The organism is Phyllobacterium sp. CCNWLW183 (assembly GCF_037203775.1).
Taxonomy (GTDB): domain Bacteria; phylum Pseudomonadota; class Alphaproteobacteria; order Rhizobiales; family Rhizobiaceae; genus Phyllobacterium; species Phyllobacterium ifriqiyense.
Genome location: NZ_JBBCBN010000001.1, coordinates 707,322 through 723,737 on the forward strand (window position 1 = coordinate 707,322; position 16,416 = coordinate 723,737).

The window sequence follows — 16,416 nt, forward strand, 5'->3', positions numbered from 1 at the left end:
GGCAACAAACTGAACGGCAACTGAACACTCCGTTATTTTGCCTTCATTCTGCCAAGGTCTAAACAGGTTTGGGTTTCGGCTTCTTGCCCTCAGACGTGATCTCGGCCTTGATCCTGCTGGTCAATGCTTCAATCAGAACATCTGCCTCTTCCAGATTGAGCTTCACGTCTCGTGCCGGGTAGGGAATTTCTATCCCCTCCTCGGCAAAACGATCAATCATCGCGAACCGGATATCGTTCTGAACGGTGCCGGAGTTTGACAGATCGGCAAGATGAACGCGCAGTTCAAAATCCATCGTAGAAGGTGTTAATGCCTTGAAGGCTACGAACGGTTCGGGGTTTTTGAGCACGAGAGGTTGTGCCCGTGCGATTTCCATCAACACATCATAAACGCGTTTAGGGTCCGACTTGTAGGAAACGCCAACCGAAATTTCGACACGGCCCAATTTGTTGCGATGGGTCCAGTTGCCGACATTGCCGTTAATAAACGAAGAGTTCGGGATAATTATTGACTGGCGCTGGAAGGTTTCCACCTCGGTTGCGCGCACGCTGATCTTCTTCACAATACCGCCAACGCCGGCCGTTTCGATCCAGTCTCCTACTTTGAACGGACGCTCGGCCAGAAGGATAAGACCGGAAACGAAGTTGGACACGATCGCCTGCATACCAAAACCGATACCCAGTGATAGACCACCAGCAACCAGAGCGAGACTTGATAGATTGATACCAGCGGCTGAAATACCAATTACACCTGCTATACCCAGGCCCAGATAACCAACTGCGGTGCGGATGGAATTGCGCACGCCGGAATCGAGCTTGCCACGCGCCATGACTTTTGTATCGAGCCATCCCTGAAACCAACGCGTGAAGGCATAGAACATTGCAAACAGCAAAATGCCTATGGCAATCGCCACAAGTGAGATGTTGACTGATCCGATCTGAAAGCCAGTGGCGACATTGAGGAACCAGGCCGTCATTTCGCTCCACTGGAAGCCCCACAACAGCAATATAACCGGTATGCCCAACAGAAGGACAAACACATAAATAACAATACTGGCTGCAAGCCCAAGCTGGTCCAGCGTTGTTTCATCCATACCAAAACGGGCTTGAATAGCCCTACCAAACACTGTGCTTGATAGAGCATTTTCGTCTGACACGGCCCGAGCGGTCAGAAAGCCGAGATACATTGTAACAACGACTGCACCATTTATAACGACTTGCTGCGAAACAAAGCGCGCAAGCCCGATATAACCAAGCAGGGCAGCAACCACCGGCAATAATGCGATAATGTATAGAGAGTAGCTTATCGTCTTGGGCCATGGCTTGACCTTACCCGTTTCCTGATCTTCCAGCGGTTTTAGCAAGGCGATCGAAAAAATGAGAAGACCAACCAATATTGTGGCAAAGAGGCTTTTGGCCACTGTCAGTGACAAAGGCGATGTTGCGATCTGGTTAATTGTGTCCGCCAGATAATCCAAGCCCGTGATGGTGGCGGTTGCCGTAATGAGAACCATCAATATGCGGCCGGGCCGAGGAGCAACCCGCACAAGCCGCCAATTGGGCGCGCCCGGACAGATAACCGCCTGAGCCAAGGCATGAACAAAATAGACGATCCCGATAACGCTGAATAAAGTGTAGAAAAGAGAAGCAATATCTTCTCTGAGGACATTGAAATAGTCGAGAAAGAAATAGGTGGTGGCAAGGAAAACCACAACGGTTAGCGAGCGCATAAGGGTTGACCAGAATGCCACTGCCAACCGGCTAAGATATGAGGGAGCCTCAACCGTTGCATCGCGCAAATAAAGATGACCCAAGACTCGCTGCCCGCCAATCAACAGCACCAATGCTGTTACGGCAGCCATTGCTGCCGCCGCCAGCATGGATTGCCATTTGAATGCGATAACAAAACGCCACCATGATGATATGCGCTGGTTCATCGTTTGCAGTTCGCGGCCGTAAGCTTCCGCCACTTCACTCCCCAGCGAATAATTTATATCGACGCGTTGAGACAGTGTGTTCGCAAACAGCTCCCGCCTGGCATCGCTGATAGCATCAACCATTTTGTTAACGGCGATCAACTGATCCTCGGTTTCTCCAAGAACAGCATTGATTTCCGCTTTTTCGGTTGTCAGTCTTGTCCGCTCGTCAGTGACAATCTGCGCCTCGGCCGGTTGCCCTTGTGCGGGAGGCTGACCCAATTGTTCCAAACGCGAGTTGATTTCAGTCAATCGAGGACGAAATGATACGCCGATCTCGAGAAGCTTTTTTGCCGTCGCTTCCAAGTCAAGACGTAGATCGGCCAGTGCAGCATCTGCATCTGCTTTGTCCTTGAACTTCTGCTGATAACCGGAGATCTGCTTTTTTAGATCATCGATGAGGGGACGCTGTTCGGCAACAATGCCAGAACTAGCAGCGGCGACTGGCTGCTCAGCAGTCTGGGCCCACGTCGAATGTGTTTGTAAGGCGACGGCCAGAAACATTGCGAAGGCGAGAATAATTTGCCGAAATGAAGAAATCACAGGTTCAAATCCATGCAGGGGGAGTTTCATTGTCGACTTGCCCCCTCTTCTCGGCACAATCAAGGCGTGATCAAGAAAAACGGGGTCGGTTCCATGACAGTCATCGCCGCTATACTGATGATTGTACCCGGCTGACAATAGCATATTGTTAAAACCGCGGTTCGCGTCTTTGCAAAAGCCTACATATCCTGTCTTCTGTTTGTACGCGATTCACGCCACCATCATAATAATAACTCCAGCGATTCGCTTATCGGACATGAAACAATGATTATCAAATGCCCCTATTGTGGTCCGCGCGACGTTATTGAGTTTACCTATCAGGGCGACGCGACCCGCAAGAGGCCTGATCCAAGTTCGACAGACCAGAACCTATGGAATGCTTATATTTACGATCGTTCCAATCCGGCAAAATCCCATCGCGAATTCTGGCTGCATATGGGCGGTTGCCGTCAGCATCTGGTCGTTACCCGCGATATGTCGACCCATTCGATTTCATCGGTTGGCTTTGCACGCGACAGTAAACACGCGGGAGACCAGTGATGACAAGTTCGCGACTTCCAAATGGCGGGCAGATTGAGCGCGCTAAATCCGTTGGATTTACATTCGACGGCAGGGCCTATAGCGGCCATCCAGGTGACACGCTCGCTTCGGCATTGCTTGCCAATGGCGTGACGCTTTTCGGACGCTCTTTCAAATATCACCGTCCGCGCGGCCTACTTGCAGCAGGCAGTGATGAACCTAATGCGCTGGTCACAATCATTTCAGGCGATGTTCGCGAGCCTAATGTGCGAGCCACCGAGCTGGAAATTTTTGATGGCCTTGCCGTTCAAAGCCAGAACCGTTTTCCGTCGCTTGAACATGATCTGATGGCCGTCAACCAGCTGGCAGGCCCGCTTCTCTCAGCAGGTTTCTACTATAAAACCTTTATGGGCCCGGCGATTGGCCCGTTGAAAAGCACTCGCTTCTGGATGTTTTGCGAACGGTTTATCCGGCGCGCGGCGGGGCTTGGAAAAGCAGGCATCGCCGCTGATCCAGACCGCTACGAGCGAATGAATGCATTTTGCGATGTGCTTGTAGTAGGGAGCGGCCCCGCAGGCCTTATCGCCGCTGAAGCCGCAGCCGCAACCGGAGCACGGGTTATTATTGCGGAAGAGCGACCTGTCGCTGGTGGCTCTCTATTAGCTTCCGGCGAAATCATTGACGGACGTAATCCGGCAGTTTGGGCACGCGAAAAAGCCGAGGCCCTTGCAAATCTCCCGAACGTTCGCTTTCTGACCCGCACCTCTGTCTGGGGATATTATGACGGAAACGTTTTAACAGCTGTCCAGCGCGTTTCTGATCACAAGCCAAACCGGACCAAGGGACAACCGCGCCAACGTCATTGGGTAATTCGCGCGGGTAAAACCATTCTCGCAACAGGCGCGTTCGAACGTCCAATCGTTTTCCCCGGCAATGATTGTCCCGGAGTCATGCTGGCCGACGCTGTACGCCGCTTTGCTGTCGAGTATGGCGTGGCGGCGGGAAAGAACGTTGCCTTCTTCACCAATAATGACAGCGCCTATGACGCAGCGCGAACATTGTCACTGGCTGGCATTGCAGTAACCACTATTGTCGACGTCCGTCCCGACATATCTGGCGCTTGCAGGGATATTGCCAATATTCTCGGTGCTGAATTGCTACTCGGATCGGCCGTCACCGGCACCCATGCTGGAAAATCCTTAAGCGCTATAACTGTCCAGCATTTCAATATGACGACAGGACGGATATCTGGTGCTCCACGGGAGATAAAAACTGACTGTCTGGGTGTATCCGGTGGGTGGTCGCCGGTCATTCACCTTGCTAGCCAAGCCGGTGGAAAACCCGAGTGGGATGAGGATTTACAAGCTTTCCTCGCGCCAGAACCCAACCAGAACTGGGTCGTCACCGGGTCAGCTGCTGGCTACATGGATACAATCAGCGTTCTTTCAGATGCGGCCACCAAGGGCTCGGCCAAAAGCAGACTTGTTCTGCCGAGTGTGGAAGCACCCATGCTGGATAGTTCTCCTGCACCAGTCTTTGAGATCGAACCAGCCGGAAAATCGCAGAAAGCTTTTGTCGATTTTCAGCATGACGTAACCGCAAGTGATATTCGCCTCGCCTATCGCGAAGGTTTTCATTCGGTTGAGCATCTCAAACGCTATACCACTCTTGGCATGGCAACAGATCAGGGCAAGACTTCAAATGTGCCCGGCCTTGCCATCATGGCCGACATTCGCGGCATCTCAATTCCTGATGCTGGCACTACGAGATTTCGTGCGCCATTTACGCCTGTGTCCATGGGCGCCATCGCTGGAGAGCGCTATGGTGATCTGCGCCCCCATCGGCTGACTCCAATGCATGATTGGCACATCTCGAATGGCGCCAAGACCTACGAAGCCGGCCTTTGGCATCGTCCCATGATCTATGGTAGCCACGGCGAAACCATTGAGCAGGCATATACGCGCGAAGCCCGCGCCGTGCGTGAGGGCGTTGGCATTGTCGATGTATCTACATTGGGCAAGATCGATATTCAGGGGCCCGACGCGGCGGAATTTCTCGACCGTGTTTATACCAATATGTTCTCGACGCTTCCTGTCGGAAAGGCGCGCTACGGTCTCATGCTGCGTGAGGATGGTATCGTTTTTGATGACGGCACCACCTGGCGTCTTGGCGAAACCCAATTTTTGATGACAACCACGACGGCCAATGCCGGTCCGGTCATGCAACATCTGGAATATTATCTCGACTGCGTATGGCCGGAACTGCGTGTCCATCTCACATCCGTAACCGACGTTTGGGCTGGAGCCGCTATTTCAGGCCCCAAATCGCGTTCCGTGCTCGAAACATGCGTTACCGGAACCAAAGTGGACAATACGGCCTTGCCATTTATGGGTATTGTTTATGGTCGCATTGCCGATATTCCGGTGATGATCTGCCGTCTGTCGTTCTCTGGGGAACTGGCTTACGAAGTTTATTCTGGCGCTGGGCATGGAACGCGTATTTGGGAGGCGCTTATAGCTGCGGGTAAACAATTCGACATTGTCCCCTATGGATTGGAAGCACTTGGAACATTGCGTATCGAAAAGGGTCACGTGACGGGGGCGGAGATCGATGGGCGAACCACAGCACATGATCTTCATCTTGGCTGGATGCTCTCAAAGAAAAAAACCTATATTGGCTCGGCCATGATTAATCGACCCGGCCTGAAAGACGAGCATCGGTTATCACTTGTCGGTCTTATTTCGCTCGATAATCAATCAATCAACGGGGGCAGTCACATTGTGTCAGATAAGACACCCCGCGAACCCGCCGACAGCTTCGGTCACGTAACGGCTGCGTGTTATTCGCCGGCGTTGGGCAAATACATCGCATTAGCACTGGTCAAACATGGAACATCGATGATCGGAAAACGAGCCTTCGCTACCGATCTCCTGCGCGACAAGCACGGCGCGGTCGAGATCGTGAGCCACCACATGTTCGACAAGGATGGGAGTCGGATGCATGGTTGATCTTCAATCACCGCTTGGGGTCACGTTTATCCCGGGAGATCATGGCAATGCTGCCGGCGGCGTTGGCATAACATTGCATGAGCGGACCAACATTTCTCTCATTCAGGTGACCGCCTGGAACAACACCATTCCAACGGTTTTAACGGCAATTGGCAGTGCGACCGGTGTTATCGTTCAAAATAAGCCCGGGCATGGCCGGGTTGCTGGCGAAAAATCTGTTTTTGGTTTTGCGCCAGGACGTTTCATGGTTACGGGAGCAACTCCAGATCTTGAGCAGCGATTACGCGCTGCCATTTCGACCGATCTTGGAACAATCGTTGCGTTAACGCATGGGCGTACGGTTATTCGTATAAGCGGATCGCGCGTGGAATGGGTGCTAGCCAAGCTGTTTGCACTGGATTTCTCCGAACATGCTTTTCCTGTCGGAACCGGCCGGGCAACATTACATCACGACATTCATACTCTGATCCAACGTATAGACGAAAATAGTTTTGATCTTTACGTTTTCCGCTCTTTTGCGCGTTCCTTCTGGTTAACCCTTGGGCACGCAGCCGAAGAGGTCGGCTATCGTGTGGAATAGTCTTATTTGAATGCAAAGACATCTTCGTCGGGGTGACCATCTCCGCTTATCAGCCCGCGGATGACCTGTGATGCAACCATGGAAAATGTGATGCCGTTACCGCCATATCCGAGAACTGCATAGCATCGATCCATTCCGGGAATTGCGCCAATAAAGGGCAATCCGGTAGTGCTTGAGCCAAAACTTCCTGTCCAAGCGTAATCGGCTTCGGCTATTGATTTGGGAAACATCTTTTTGAGTTTAGTCAATAGAGTATGAGTTTTGGATGAGAGCTTGGCATCACGTTTTCTCTCGTCTTCGAATTCCTCATCTTCACCCCCAACTATAATTCGTCCGTCCTGCGTCGTCCGCATGTAAAGATAGGGATCGGAAGCCTCCCAAATGAGGCAGCGTTCTGGCCATAGCCTTTCAGGTTGCGGCACAGTCGCAAGTGCCCATGTCGAAATAATACGGTGTCCTTTTTTTGGTATGTGCGCGGGTAGTTCATAGCCGGTCGCTGATACAAGATATTTGCAGCGGATTTTCCGACCTTCAACGGTTGTCGCCAGAACATCGCGCGATCTTGGCTCAACATTTGCCACTTCAACAGGAGCATAAATGTGAGCTCCCCTATCAATTGCCTTTTTCAAGTAGCCAAGGGCAAGCTTACGGGGGTTAGCCTCGATATTATCAAAGCTCATAAGTGCTGCCTCACGGTCTATTCCAAATCTTGTCTGAAGGTCAGCTTGGGAGAGGAATGTCGTCTCAATACCTGCTCGCTGGCGGGCAAGAAATTCCCGATGCAGCCCCTTCGCATCCAGCACATCACCAGCGATGTAAAGCGAATCCCTATTCTTCATTTCACACGAAATGCCCAAATTTCGAGTTCGCTCTCGCATCGCATCGACCGCCAGTTTCGAGCATCGCCATGCGCGTTCGGCGTTATTTAGGCCGATGCGCTTTGCCAATTTATGCAACGGCATATCAATCTCGAATTGTAACAAGGCTGTGCTCGCCGGTGTCGAACCCATCACTGGTTTGCGACGATCGAAAATTGCCACACTATAGCCAGCCTCCGTAAGATTCTCGGCTATAAGTGCACCGCTTATCCCCGCACCGATAACGGCGATATCGACACTGATATCATCCATTAAAGCATCAAATTTCACGCCTGTTGCGGGTTTACCCAACCAGATTGGCTGGCCGGTTCTCAAACGCCGATGCTGTGTTGTCATGAAAATTCCCGAACAATGCAGTGCTCGTTCGAAACGTCCGACACCAAGCTTCGTTCCTAGGTCAACGTGCTTTTGGATGCTTTTCCTGTTACGTAGACTTCTGCAACACTTCTGTCGTCACCCATCGTTTGCAACAACATCAGCTCTTCGACCAACGTCTCGATCGTCTCCATCCGCACGCGCATGGCGGATGTGGCGCGTGCGTCAAGAACAACGCAATCAGCCTCCGCACCAGGTTTGAATGATCCGATAACACCGTCCAAAGATAAAGCACGAGCGTTGCCAAGCGTCGCCTGATAGAAGGATCTGAGCGGATGATACCGCTGCCCTTGGATGTTTAGTATCTTATAGCCCTCATCCATTGTGCGTAGCATCGAATAGGATGTACCTCCTCCAACGTCCGTGGCGAGTGCATTCCGGACATTTGATTTTTTCAATCGGCCAAGATCGAAAAGCCCGCTACCAATAAAGAGATTTGAGGTTGGGCAGAAGACTGCAACTGATTTGCTATTGGCGATGGCACCAATCTCGGCATCGGTCAGGTGAATGCAGTGACCAAGCAATGTCTTGGAACCAAGCAACCCGTAATGTTCGTAAACATTGGTATAATCACGGCTCCAGGGGAAGAGCTCTGCAACGAAAGCGATCTCAGCCATATTTTCGCACAAATGCGTCTGCACGTGCAGTTGCGGAAATTCACGCACCAGCGCGCCACTCATCTCGAGCTGTTCGGGTGTCGATGTCGGTGCGAACCGTGGCGTTATAGCGTAAAGCTGACGACCCTTCCCATGCCACTCATTGATCAGAGCCTTGGTCTCGTCATAACCCGACTGCGGCGTATCCAGCAGACCTGATGGCGCATTGCGATCCATCATCACCTTGCCCGCGACCATACGCATATTGCGCTTATGCGCCTCAGTAAAGAAGGCTTGGACGGACGCTTTATGCACAGAACAATAGGCGGCGGCAGTCGACGTCCCATGCCGGATTAGCTCATCAAAAAAAGCGGAGGCTATTCGTTCCGGATGTCCTTGATTTGCAAATTTTTGCTCCTCGACAAAGGTATATTTATCGAGCCATTCTAATAATGCCCCGGCATAGGATCCTATCACCTGCATCTGGGGATAATGAATATGGCAATCAATAAAACCTGGCACGATAAGATGCGGGTGATGGTCTACGACTTCGACATTTCGTCCCTCGCCTGCCCGCAAAGCTGAATAGTCGTCCAGTGCAACTATTTTGCCATTTCGTATCAGCAGACCACCGTCTTCTATATATGCGTACGTATCCGTGCTGGCTTCGCCTTCCAAAGGTTCATCGTGGAAAGTCAGGACCCGTCCGCGGAGCAATATTTCAGTCATTTGCCGGTTTTCTCAATGTTCCATCACGATACCACGCAACGATTTGCGCACGTTCATCATCGGTTATCCGGGTCAGATTACCGGGAGGCATTGCATGGCTCACCCCGGCCTGAATGTAAATCTCGTTGGCATGGGTCGCGATCAGTTCGGCTGTGTCGAGGCGCACGCCCTTTGGGGGCAGCATAATACCTTCCCAAGACGGCTCTGCGGCATGGCACATTGAACAACGTCCCATGACAGTATCCCGAACGTGCTCGAAATTACGTGCTGCAAGAAATGGTTGAGCAGCGCGAGAAACCTTTTCCTCTCCAGTCAGCACTTTGGGCACAGTCGACAGCCAGATGACAATTATGAAAAGAATGGTTGTTGCAAGCCACGTCCAATGCGGATTGCCCTTTCCCGCATGTTTGGAATTGAAATAATGCCGGATAAGAACACCCATGATGAAGATCAACGCGGCAATAACCCAATTAAACTGCGTGGAATGCGCAAGGGGGTAGTGATTGGACAGCATCAGGAAAATGACTGGGAGCGTCAGATAATTATTGTGTGTTGATCGCTGTTTTGCTTGTTTCCCAAGCTTTGGATCAGGTGTCTTTCCAGCGATGAGATCAGCAACAACGATTTTCTGATTAGGGATAATCAACAGAAAAACATTGCCTGACATAATTGTCGCGGTGAAAGCGCCGAGATGTAGAAAAGCAGCCCGTCCGGTAAAGAGATGCGTGTAACCCCAAGCCATAAAAACGATCACCCCATAAAGAACGATCATCAGTGCGGTATCGTTGGAGGCAAGCGGAGAACGGCACAGTAGATCATAAATCAGCCAGCCGATAAAAAGCGAAACAAGGGATATTAAAATCGCGACGGGCGTCGACACGTCCAAGACATTGGGATCGATCAAATAAAGATCGGCACCCGCATAATAAACGATGCAAAGCAGTGTAAATCCAGAGAGCCAAGTGGCATAGGATTCCCATTTGAACCAGATCAGATGCTCAGGCATATTGGGCGGCGCGACCATGTACTTTTGAATGTGATAGAAGCCACCGCCATGGACCTGCCATTCTTCACCATTTACCCCTTGGGGCAGATTGGCGTGGCGTCGCAGACCAAGATCAAGAGCAATGAAATAGAATGACGACCCTATCCACGCAATGGCTGTGATCACATGTAGCCAACGGGCAGCAAAACTGAGCCATTCCCAGAAAATCAGATAATCCATCGACACCCCACACGTCCCATACCGCGCTACAATGCGGTCGTTCGCGAGCCGATGCAACAGGTCCGGCTATCGGGAATCGTGGAAAATAATCCCTAACGTATTCCGCTGTCCCCAACGCAAACGGCTTACGCCGTGACGCATATTCACGCGGTAATATCCTCGCGAGCCTTTCACCGGGCGTTGACTGACCGGAAAGATCACCGCATCGCCCTGTTTAAGAGAAACGACTTCAGCACGCGATTGCATCCGTGGGCGCTGCTCGGTCAGAACGAACTCGCCTCCGCTGAAATCATCCCAAGGTTGTGACAATAGAATCGCAACCTGTAGCGGAAAAGTGTGTTCACCATAAATATCCTGATGCATGCAATTATAGTCGCCTTCGCGATACTGCAGAAGAAGTGGCGTGGGGCGGTCTTGCCCAGCCGCATGGCATCTTTCAACAAAGGCCTTGTGCTGATCGGGATAGCGAATGTCGATGCCCATCCATTCGTTCCAACGATTTGCGATTTTTGCCAACGGTGGATAAAGCGTGGAGCGCAGTTCCTGGATGACATCCGGTAGCGGGTAGTTGTAATATTTATACTCGCCACGCCCAAAGCCATGTCGCGCCATGACAATGCGCTTCCGGAACTGGTTATCATCTTTATATGCGATGGCGATCTGTCGGGTTTCTGCTTGAGACAGCAGACCGGGCAGCAGCGCGCAGCCGAAATCATCGAGTTCAGTTTCGGCCGCGGCCCAGTTTATTTTGGAAGTATCTAATTTATGTAACACGTAAATCTCCTCAGTTCTTATCCGGGAGCAGCGTGCCGCATTGTGGATATTCTTCCACCCGTTTCCTGCTGAACGCCATATTTTGCTGGCATTTACACATTACACGACGATTTTAAGTGACTCGGGGAGTCAGACTTCATAAAGAAGGACGCAGCGAGGTGCTTTGCACCCCGCTCTGTTTTTACGGGATAAACCATGAATTTGTTTGGAAATAGGAAGACGGGAACACGCGGCACTGCTCCGCTCCTGATTTCTATTTTCTGGATTCTCTCCACTCTTAGCGCGACATTTGGTGCTGGCTGTGTGGTCGATCGCGATGCAAATATCTCATCAACGGATATTCGCACCCCCATAAAGAACACGACACGAATCGCTCGTGAAGTTGATAGCTCATCCGTGCCAGCCCAGCGACCGTTGCGGGTCGTTGCTCTCGAAACGCTGCATCTGAAGATAAAAAGCGGATTGCACGCTGACGCCGGATCACAAGACGGACTTTTGCCCGGAGAATCGCAACTCGTTATAGTTCAAAAAGTTGTGGCAGAGCCAGAACAGCTTGGGTCCAGTCGAATACTGGATTATCATTCATTTTTCAGCGCTAGAGCGCCGCCGCTCACCGCTTGATATCTCCGTTTCTCATCAGGGAAATGATGAACCAAATTCCGGCAGCCGTCAGTCAAGGCAGCGTGCCCCGCTTTTCGTAATGGAACACAGATATGCGCACTTCTAGATGGGTTCTTTGGACCTATATTTTTATTATCCTTGCGGGCATTGTTCTTGCCTTCCCTAATATGTTCACCAAGGCACAGCTTGATGCGATGCCGAACTGGCTTCCTAAAAAACAGGTTGCGCTCGGTCTCGATCTTCGCGGCGGCTCCTATCTTGTCCTGGAAGTCGACGCTGCCGCGCTGAAAAAGGATCGCATTCGTTCCATCCTGGATGATGCCCGCGGTCGTTTGCGCACAGCAAAAATTCAACCACAATCTGTTCGGATCGCTGGCGACAGCGTTGTCGTTACAATCACCGATCCTGCACAGCGTGATGCCGCGACGACAGCACTTCGCGAGCTGACGACACAGGTTGCGCAGATCGGATTTGCGGCGCCGGTTAGCGACATTGATATCGCAACCAATGACAACCAAATCCGCCTCACGCTTACTGATGCGGGCATGAAGGATAAGCTCGACAATGCGCTGACCCAGAGCTTGGAGATCGTTCGTCGACGTGTTGACCAGGTCGGCGTTGCCGAACCATCCATCCAGCGCGTCGGTTCAGACCGTATCGTTGTCCAGCTTCCAGGGCTACAGGATCCAAGCCAATTGCGCGCGCTGCTCGGCAGCACTGCCAAAATGACGTTCCATATGGTTGCCGACCGCAACACAGGGGAAGCACCTCCCCCGGGCGTTTCCATTCTTCCTGACGCTAAAGAGCCGGGCGTGACTTATCCCGTCGAAGATCGCGTTGCACTTAGCGGTGAACGCCTCACGGACGCACGCGCCGCTTTTGATCAGCAGACCAACCAGCCGATCATATCCTTTCGGTTTGACAATATTGGCGCCCGTCAATTTGCCGAGATAACAAGCCAGAATGTCGGCCGCCCCTTCGCGATTGTACTTGACGGGAAAGTCCTGACAGCGCCTGTCATTCAGGTACCGATCACCGGCGGTTCAGGCCAAATAACCGGCAATTTCACCGTTCAGGACACTGTTACTACTGCCGCTCTTCTTCGCGCCGGCGCTCTGCCTGCACCTCTGACCGTCATTGAAGAACGAACTGTTGGTCCGGATCTTGGCGGCGACGTCATCAAGATGGGCCTTTTGACCGGTTTGATTGGCTTTGCGCTTGTCGTCGGCTTTATCTTCATTCTTTATAGTGGCTGGGGTCTGATCGCCAATTTTGCTCTTGCACTGAATGTTATTCTGACATTCGGAATTCTGAGCTTGATCGGTGCAACGCTTACACTCCCCGGTATCGCCGCTATCATCCTTGGTATCGGCTTTGCGGTCGACGCAAACATCCTTATCAACGAGCGTATCCGTGAGGAGGCGCGCAAAGGCATAGGCGCGATGGCCGCAGTGGATCGTGGCTTTAAGCTTGCCTATTCGACCATTATTGATGCCAATGCCACGCATCTTATCGCAACCTTCCTCCTGTTCCTTTTCGGCACCGGGCCTGTACGCGGTTTTGCAATTACAATGATCATTGGCGCGCTCGTGTCCATGTTCACAGCGGTTACGGTGGTTCGCATCATCACGATGGCTATCGTTCGCCGCCGCAAGATGAAGACAATTCACATCGAGCACCTGTTCAAGCTTGTGCCAGAAAACACCAATATCTCTTTCATGAATGCTCGATTCTTCGGCATTGGTGTTTCTATCTTTCTCTCCATCGCATCCATCATTCTGTTTATCCATCCCGGCCTCAATTATGGTATCGACTTCAAGGGTGGTATCCAGGTCGAAGTCACCACATCCAAACCAGCGGAACTCGCTTCGATGCGCGAAAAGCTGGAAGGATTGGGACTCGGTGAAGTCGCATTGCAGCAAGCTGGCGGCGATAGCCAGGTCCTGATCCGCGTGCAGCGTCAGGAAGGTGGCGAAGAGGCGCAGACTGCAGCTGTAACAAAGGTCAAAGCTGCTGTTGAAGAGCTTGATCCGGGTGTAAAGATTGAGCGTTCCGAAGTTGTTGGACCGAAAGTCAGTGGAGAACTGGCGCGTTCAGGTATTATCGCGGTTGTTCTAGCCAGCCTTGCAATGCTGCTTTACATTTGGTGGCGTTTTGAATGGCACTTTGCCTTGGGCGCCATTGCGACCCTGATCCTCGACACAACGAAAACAGTCGGCTTCTTTGCCCTGCTGGGTCTCGATTTCAACCTAACAGCCATCGCGGCATTGTTGACGATTATCGGTTATTCCGTGAACGATAAGGTGGTCGTCTATGATCGAATGCGCGAAAATTTGCGCATCCACAAAAAGATGCCTCTACGTCAGATCATCGATCTGTCGATCAACCAGACCTTGGCGCGTTGTATCTACACGTCCTTGACCGTCTTCCTCGCCATGCTACCAATGGCAATCTGGGGCGGAAAAGCAGTAGAGAACTTCGCGCTCCCTATGTTGTTTGGCGTCATTATCGCAACGAGTTCATCGCTGTTTATCGCAGCGCCAATCTTGCTCCTTCTCGGGACATGGTGGGAAAAGAACCATGCCCATCGCATCGGTTCTACTGACAAGGCAGTCACCCAAGGCTGAAAGCGCGCAATTTAATATTTGTCGCTAAATATTTGCGGCGCATGGAAAAAATCGCCTTTCCTGCGCCGCAAAACAACGAAAACGGTTTGCAAGCCGGACCCGGTAGGCAATACTGTTACAAACAACGATCCATCGATTGATACGAGTGTCTTCCATTAACAAACCTCAAGGGGGAGAAGCCGACATATGCCTCATGAAACGCCGCTGATTGCGACCATCGTCATAGGCCTTGTGCTAGCCTTTATTTTCGGTGCGATTGCCAACCGTCTGCGTATCCCTCCCCTTGTCGGTTACCTTGTTGCCGGTGTTCTCGCTGGTTCACACACTCCCGGTTTTGTTGCCGATCAAGATTTGGCAGCCGAACTCGCCGAAATCGGCGTTATTCTGTTGATGTTCGGTGTCGGGCTGCACTTCTCTCTTAAAGATCTTCTTTCCGTGCGAGCGATCGCCATTCCCGGTGCCATTGTCCAAATTCTGGCCGCAACGCTTCTCGGACTGGGACTTGCCTGGATTCTCGGATGGAGCCTTCAAGCCGGATTTGTTTTTGGTCTGGCCCTATCTGTTGCCAGTACTGTTGTTCTCCTTCGCGCAATGCAAGAGCGCCGGCTCATTGAGACAGAACGCGGTCGCATTGCTGTCGGCTGGCTTATCGTTGAAGATCTCGCCATGGTGTTGGCGCTTGTTCTGCTGCCTGCAATTGCTGGTGCACTTAATGGCGGCGACACGCCCAGCGGGCCAATTCACGCCAATAGCGATCCCATAGCAGCCTATTTCAATCTCGGCATTGGCGGCGTGATCGCCCTGACACTCGGTAAAGTTGCGGCGTTCGTTGCCGTTATGCTGATTGTGGGCCGTCGCGTTATTCCATGGACCCTCCATGCCATTGCCCACACCGGCTCACGCGAACTTTTCCGGCTTGCAGTTTTAGCAATTGCACTTGGCGTGGCTTTTGGCGCAGCAAAACTCTTTGGCGTATCATTTGCACTGGGTGCGTTCTTCGCCGGCATGATCATGAGCGAATCTGAACTGAGCCACCGGGCCGCTGAGGAATCGCTGCCGCTACGCGATGCTTTCGCGGTTTTGTTCTTTGTTTCGGTCGGAATGCTGTTCGATCCGATGACAATTATAAACGACCCCCTGCCGCTTCTTGCAACGCTGGCGATCATTGTCATAGGCAAATCGCTGGCTGCCTTCTTCATCGTGCTTGCATTTGGCTATCCAACCGGAACTGCGCTTATCATCTCTGCCAGTCTCGCCCAGATTGGCGAATTCTCCTTTATTCTGGCGGAACTCGGTGTCGGTCTGGGCATGCTTCCAGAGGAAGGGCGCGACCTCATTCTTGGCGGCGCCATTCTTTCAATTCTCGTGAATCCGTTGGTTTTTGCAGGGGTAACCTACGTAAAACCTTGGTTAGAAAAGCGAGCGCCCGCAGCTACAGAACCGGCGGCGGAGGCGGATACTCCGAAAGCAGACGAAACGGATGTAGAGGAAATTCGTCCCACATTGCTTACCAACCACGCTGTGCTGGTTGGTTATGGGCGAGTTGGCAGTCTGGTCGGAGATGCGCTGAAAGAGGTAGGAAAGCCATTCCTTGTTATAGAAGACGCCGACAAGACAGTTGCCAAATTGCGGGACGATAACATTGAAACAATCGTCGGGAATGCTGCAAATGGTGATATTCTCGCTGCTGCCAATCTAGCCGGTGCACGGCAGCTTATTCTCGCTATCCCGAATGCGTTCGAGGCAGGACAAATCGTAGTCAAAGCCCGCGCCGCCAATCCAGTTATCAGCATACTTGCCCGCGCTCATTCCGATGCGGAGGTTCAGCATTTGCAGGATCTGGGTGCTGACGCCGTGATCATGGGAGAACGCGAGATAGCGCGGGGAATTGTTTCGCATATACTGAGTTTGGATGAGCCAAAGCCAGAGGGACCACTGACCGAAACCTAAAACTAAAAGAATGATG

The 16,416-nt window shown here is 51.9% G+C and carries 11 protein-coding genes; 6 read left to right on the forward strand and 5 right to left on the reverse strand.

Annotated elements, in window-relative coordinates:
- Positions 1-58: 58 nt before the first annotated feature.
- Complete coding sequence (locus tag V9K95_RS03320; RefSeq protein WP_336439829.1) at positions 59-2,548, reverse strand: mechanosensitive ion channel family protein; 2,490 nt, start codon at positions 2,546-2,548, stop codon at positions 59-61.
- A gap of 234 nt (positions 2,549-2,782) precedes the next feature.
- Between V9K95_RS03320 and V9K95_RS03325 the strand changes: the two genes are divergently transcribed.
- The 3 genes from V9K95_RS03325 to V9K95_RS03335 are packed head-to-tail and all read left to right on the forward strand — an operon-like array spanning position 2,783 to position 6,625.
- The gene (locus V9K95_RS03325; protein ID WP_336439828.1) at positions 2,783-3,058 is read left to right on the forward strand and encodes a sarcosine oxidase subunit delta; all 276 of its coding nucleotides are present in this window, start codon (positions 2,783-2,785) and stop codon (positions 3,056-3,058) included.
- Entirely contained in the window at positions 3,058-6,045 is a 2,988-nt protein-coding gene (locus V9K95_RS03330; RefSeq protein ID WP_336439827.1) for a sarcosine oxidase subunit alpha family protein, read from the forward strand. The genes V9K95_RS03325 and V9K95_RS03330 overlap by 1 nt, the downstream gene beginning before the upstream one ends.
- The gene (locus V9K95_RS03335; protein WP_115052635.1) at positions 6,038-6,625 is read left to right on the forward strand and encodes a sarcosine oxidase subunit gamma family protein; all 588 of its coding nucleotides are present in this window, start codon (positions 6,038-6,040) and stop codon (positions 6,623-6,625) included. The genes V9K95_RS03330 and V9K95_RS03335 overlap by 8 nt, the downstream gene beginning before the upstream one ends.
- Before the next feature lie 2 nt (positions 6,626-6,627).
- Here the strand turns inward: V9K95_RS03335 and V9K95_RS03340 are convergent, their stop codons facing one another.
- From V9K95_RS03340 to V9K95_RS03355, 4 genes are all read right to left on the reverse strand, one after another.
- Positions 6,628-7,839, reverse strand: a complete 1,212-nt coding sequence (locus V9K95_RS03340) for an NAD(P)/FAD-dependent oxidoreductase (protein WP_336439826.1) — start codon at positions 7,837-7,839, stop codon at positions 6,628-6,630.
- A gap of 56 nt (positions 7,840-7,895) precedes the next feature.
- Complete coding sequence (guaD, locus tag V9K95_RS03345) at positions 7,896-9,203, reverse strand: guanine deaminase (RefSeq protein WP_336439825.1); 1,308 nt, start codon at positions 9,201-9,203, stop codon at positions 7,896-7,898.
- Complete coding sequence (locus tag V9K95_RS03350; protein ID WP_336439824.1) at positions 9,196-10,428, reverse strand: urate hydroxylase PuuD; 1,233 nt, start codon at positions 10,426-10,428, stop codon at positions 9,196-9,198. The genes guaD and V9K95_RS03350 overlap by 8 nt, the downstream gene beginning before the upstream one ends.
- Before the next feature lie 66 nt (positions 10,429-10,494).
- Positions 10,495-11,202 (reverse strand): 2OG-Fe(II) oxygenase, encoded by a 708-nt coding sequence (locus V9K95_RS03355; RefSeq protein ID WP_115052631.1) that lies wholly within the window; start codon positions 11,200-11,202, stop codon positions 10,495-10,497.
- A 195-nt stretch (positions 11,203-11,397) separates the two neighbouring features.
- Between V9K95_RS03355 and V9K95_RS03360 the strand changes: the two genes are divergently transcribed.
- The 3 genes from V9K95_RS03360 to ybaL all read left to right on the forward strand — a co-directional run bounded on the left by V9K95_RS03360 (position 11,398) and on the right by ybaL (position 16,400).
- A complete protein-coding gene (locus V9K95_RS03360) occupies positions 11,398-11,823 on the forward strand; it encodes a hypothetical protein (RefSeq protein WP_307286033.1) in 426 nt (141 codons plus the stop codon).
- A 92-nt stretch (positions 11,824-11,915) separates the two neighbouring features.
- The gene (gene secD / locus V9K95_RS03365; RefSeq protein WP_115052629.1) at positions 11,916-14,450 is read left to right on the forward strand and encodes a protein translocase subunit SecD; all 2,535 of its coding nucleotides are present in this window, start codon (positions 11,916-11,918) and stop codon (positions 14,448-14,450) included.
- Positions 14,451-14,636: 186 nt separating this feature from the next.
- Entirely contained in the window at positions 14,637-16,400 is a 1,764-nt protein-coding gene (gene ybaL, locus V9K95_RS03370) for a YbaL family putative K(+) efflux transporter (protein ID WP_336439823.1), read from the forward strand.
- Positions 16,401-16,416 lie beyond the last annotated feature (16 nt).

Coding starts and splice junctions, on each gene's coding strand:
- V9K95_RS03320 (WP_336439829.1), bottom strand. CDS start 2,548: ATGAAACTCCCCCTGCATGGATTTGAACCTGTGATTTCTTCATTTCGG.
- V9K95_RS03325 (WP_336439828.1), top strand. CDS start 2,783: ATGATTATCAAATGCCCCTATTGTGGTCCGCGCGACGTTATTGAGTTT.
- V9K95_RS03330 (WP_336439827.1), top strand. CDS start 3,058: ATGACAAGTTCGCGACTTCCAAATGGCGGGCAGATTGAGCGCGCTAAA.
- V9K95_RS03335 (WP_115052635.1), top strand. CDS start 6,038: ATGGTTGATCTTCAATCACCGCTTGGGGTCACGTTTATCCCGGGAGAT.
- V9K95_RS03340 (WP_336439826.1), bottom strand. CDS start 7,839: ATGACAACACAGCATCGGCGTTTGAGAACCGGCCAGCCAATCTGGTTG.
- guaD (WP_336439825.1), bottom strand. CDS start 9,203: ATGACTGAAATATTGCTCCGCGGACGGGTCCTGACTTTCCACGATGAA.
- V9K95_RS03350 (WP_336439824.1), bottom strand. CDS start 10,428: ATGGATTATCTGATTTTCTGGGAATGGCTCAGTTTTGCTGCCCGTTGG.
- V9K95_RS03360 (WP_307286033.1), top strand. CDS start 11,398: ATGAATTTGTTTGGAAATAGGAAGACGGGAACACGCGGCACTGCTCCG.
- secD (WP_115052629.1), top strand. CDS start 11,916: ATGCGCACTTCTAGATGGGTTCTTTGGACCTATATTTTTATTATCCTT.
- ybaL (WP_336439823.1), top strand. CDS start 14,637: ATGCCTCATGAAACGCCGCTGATTGCGACCATCGTCATAGGCCTTGTG.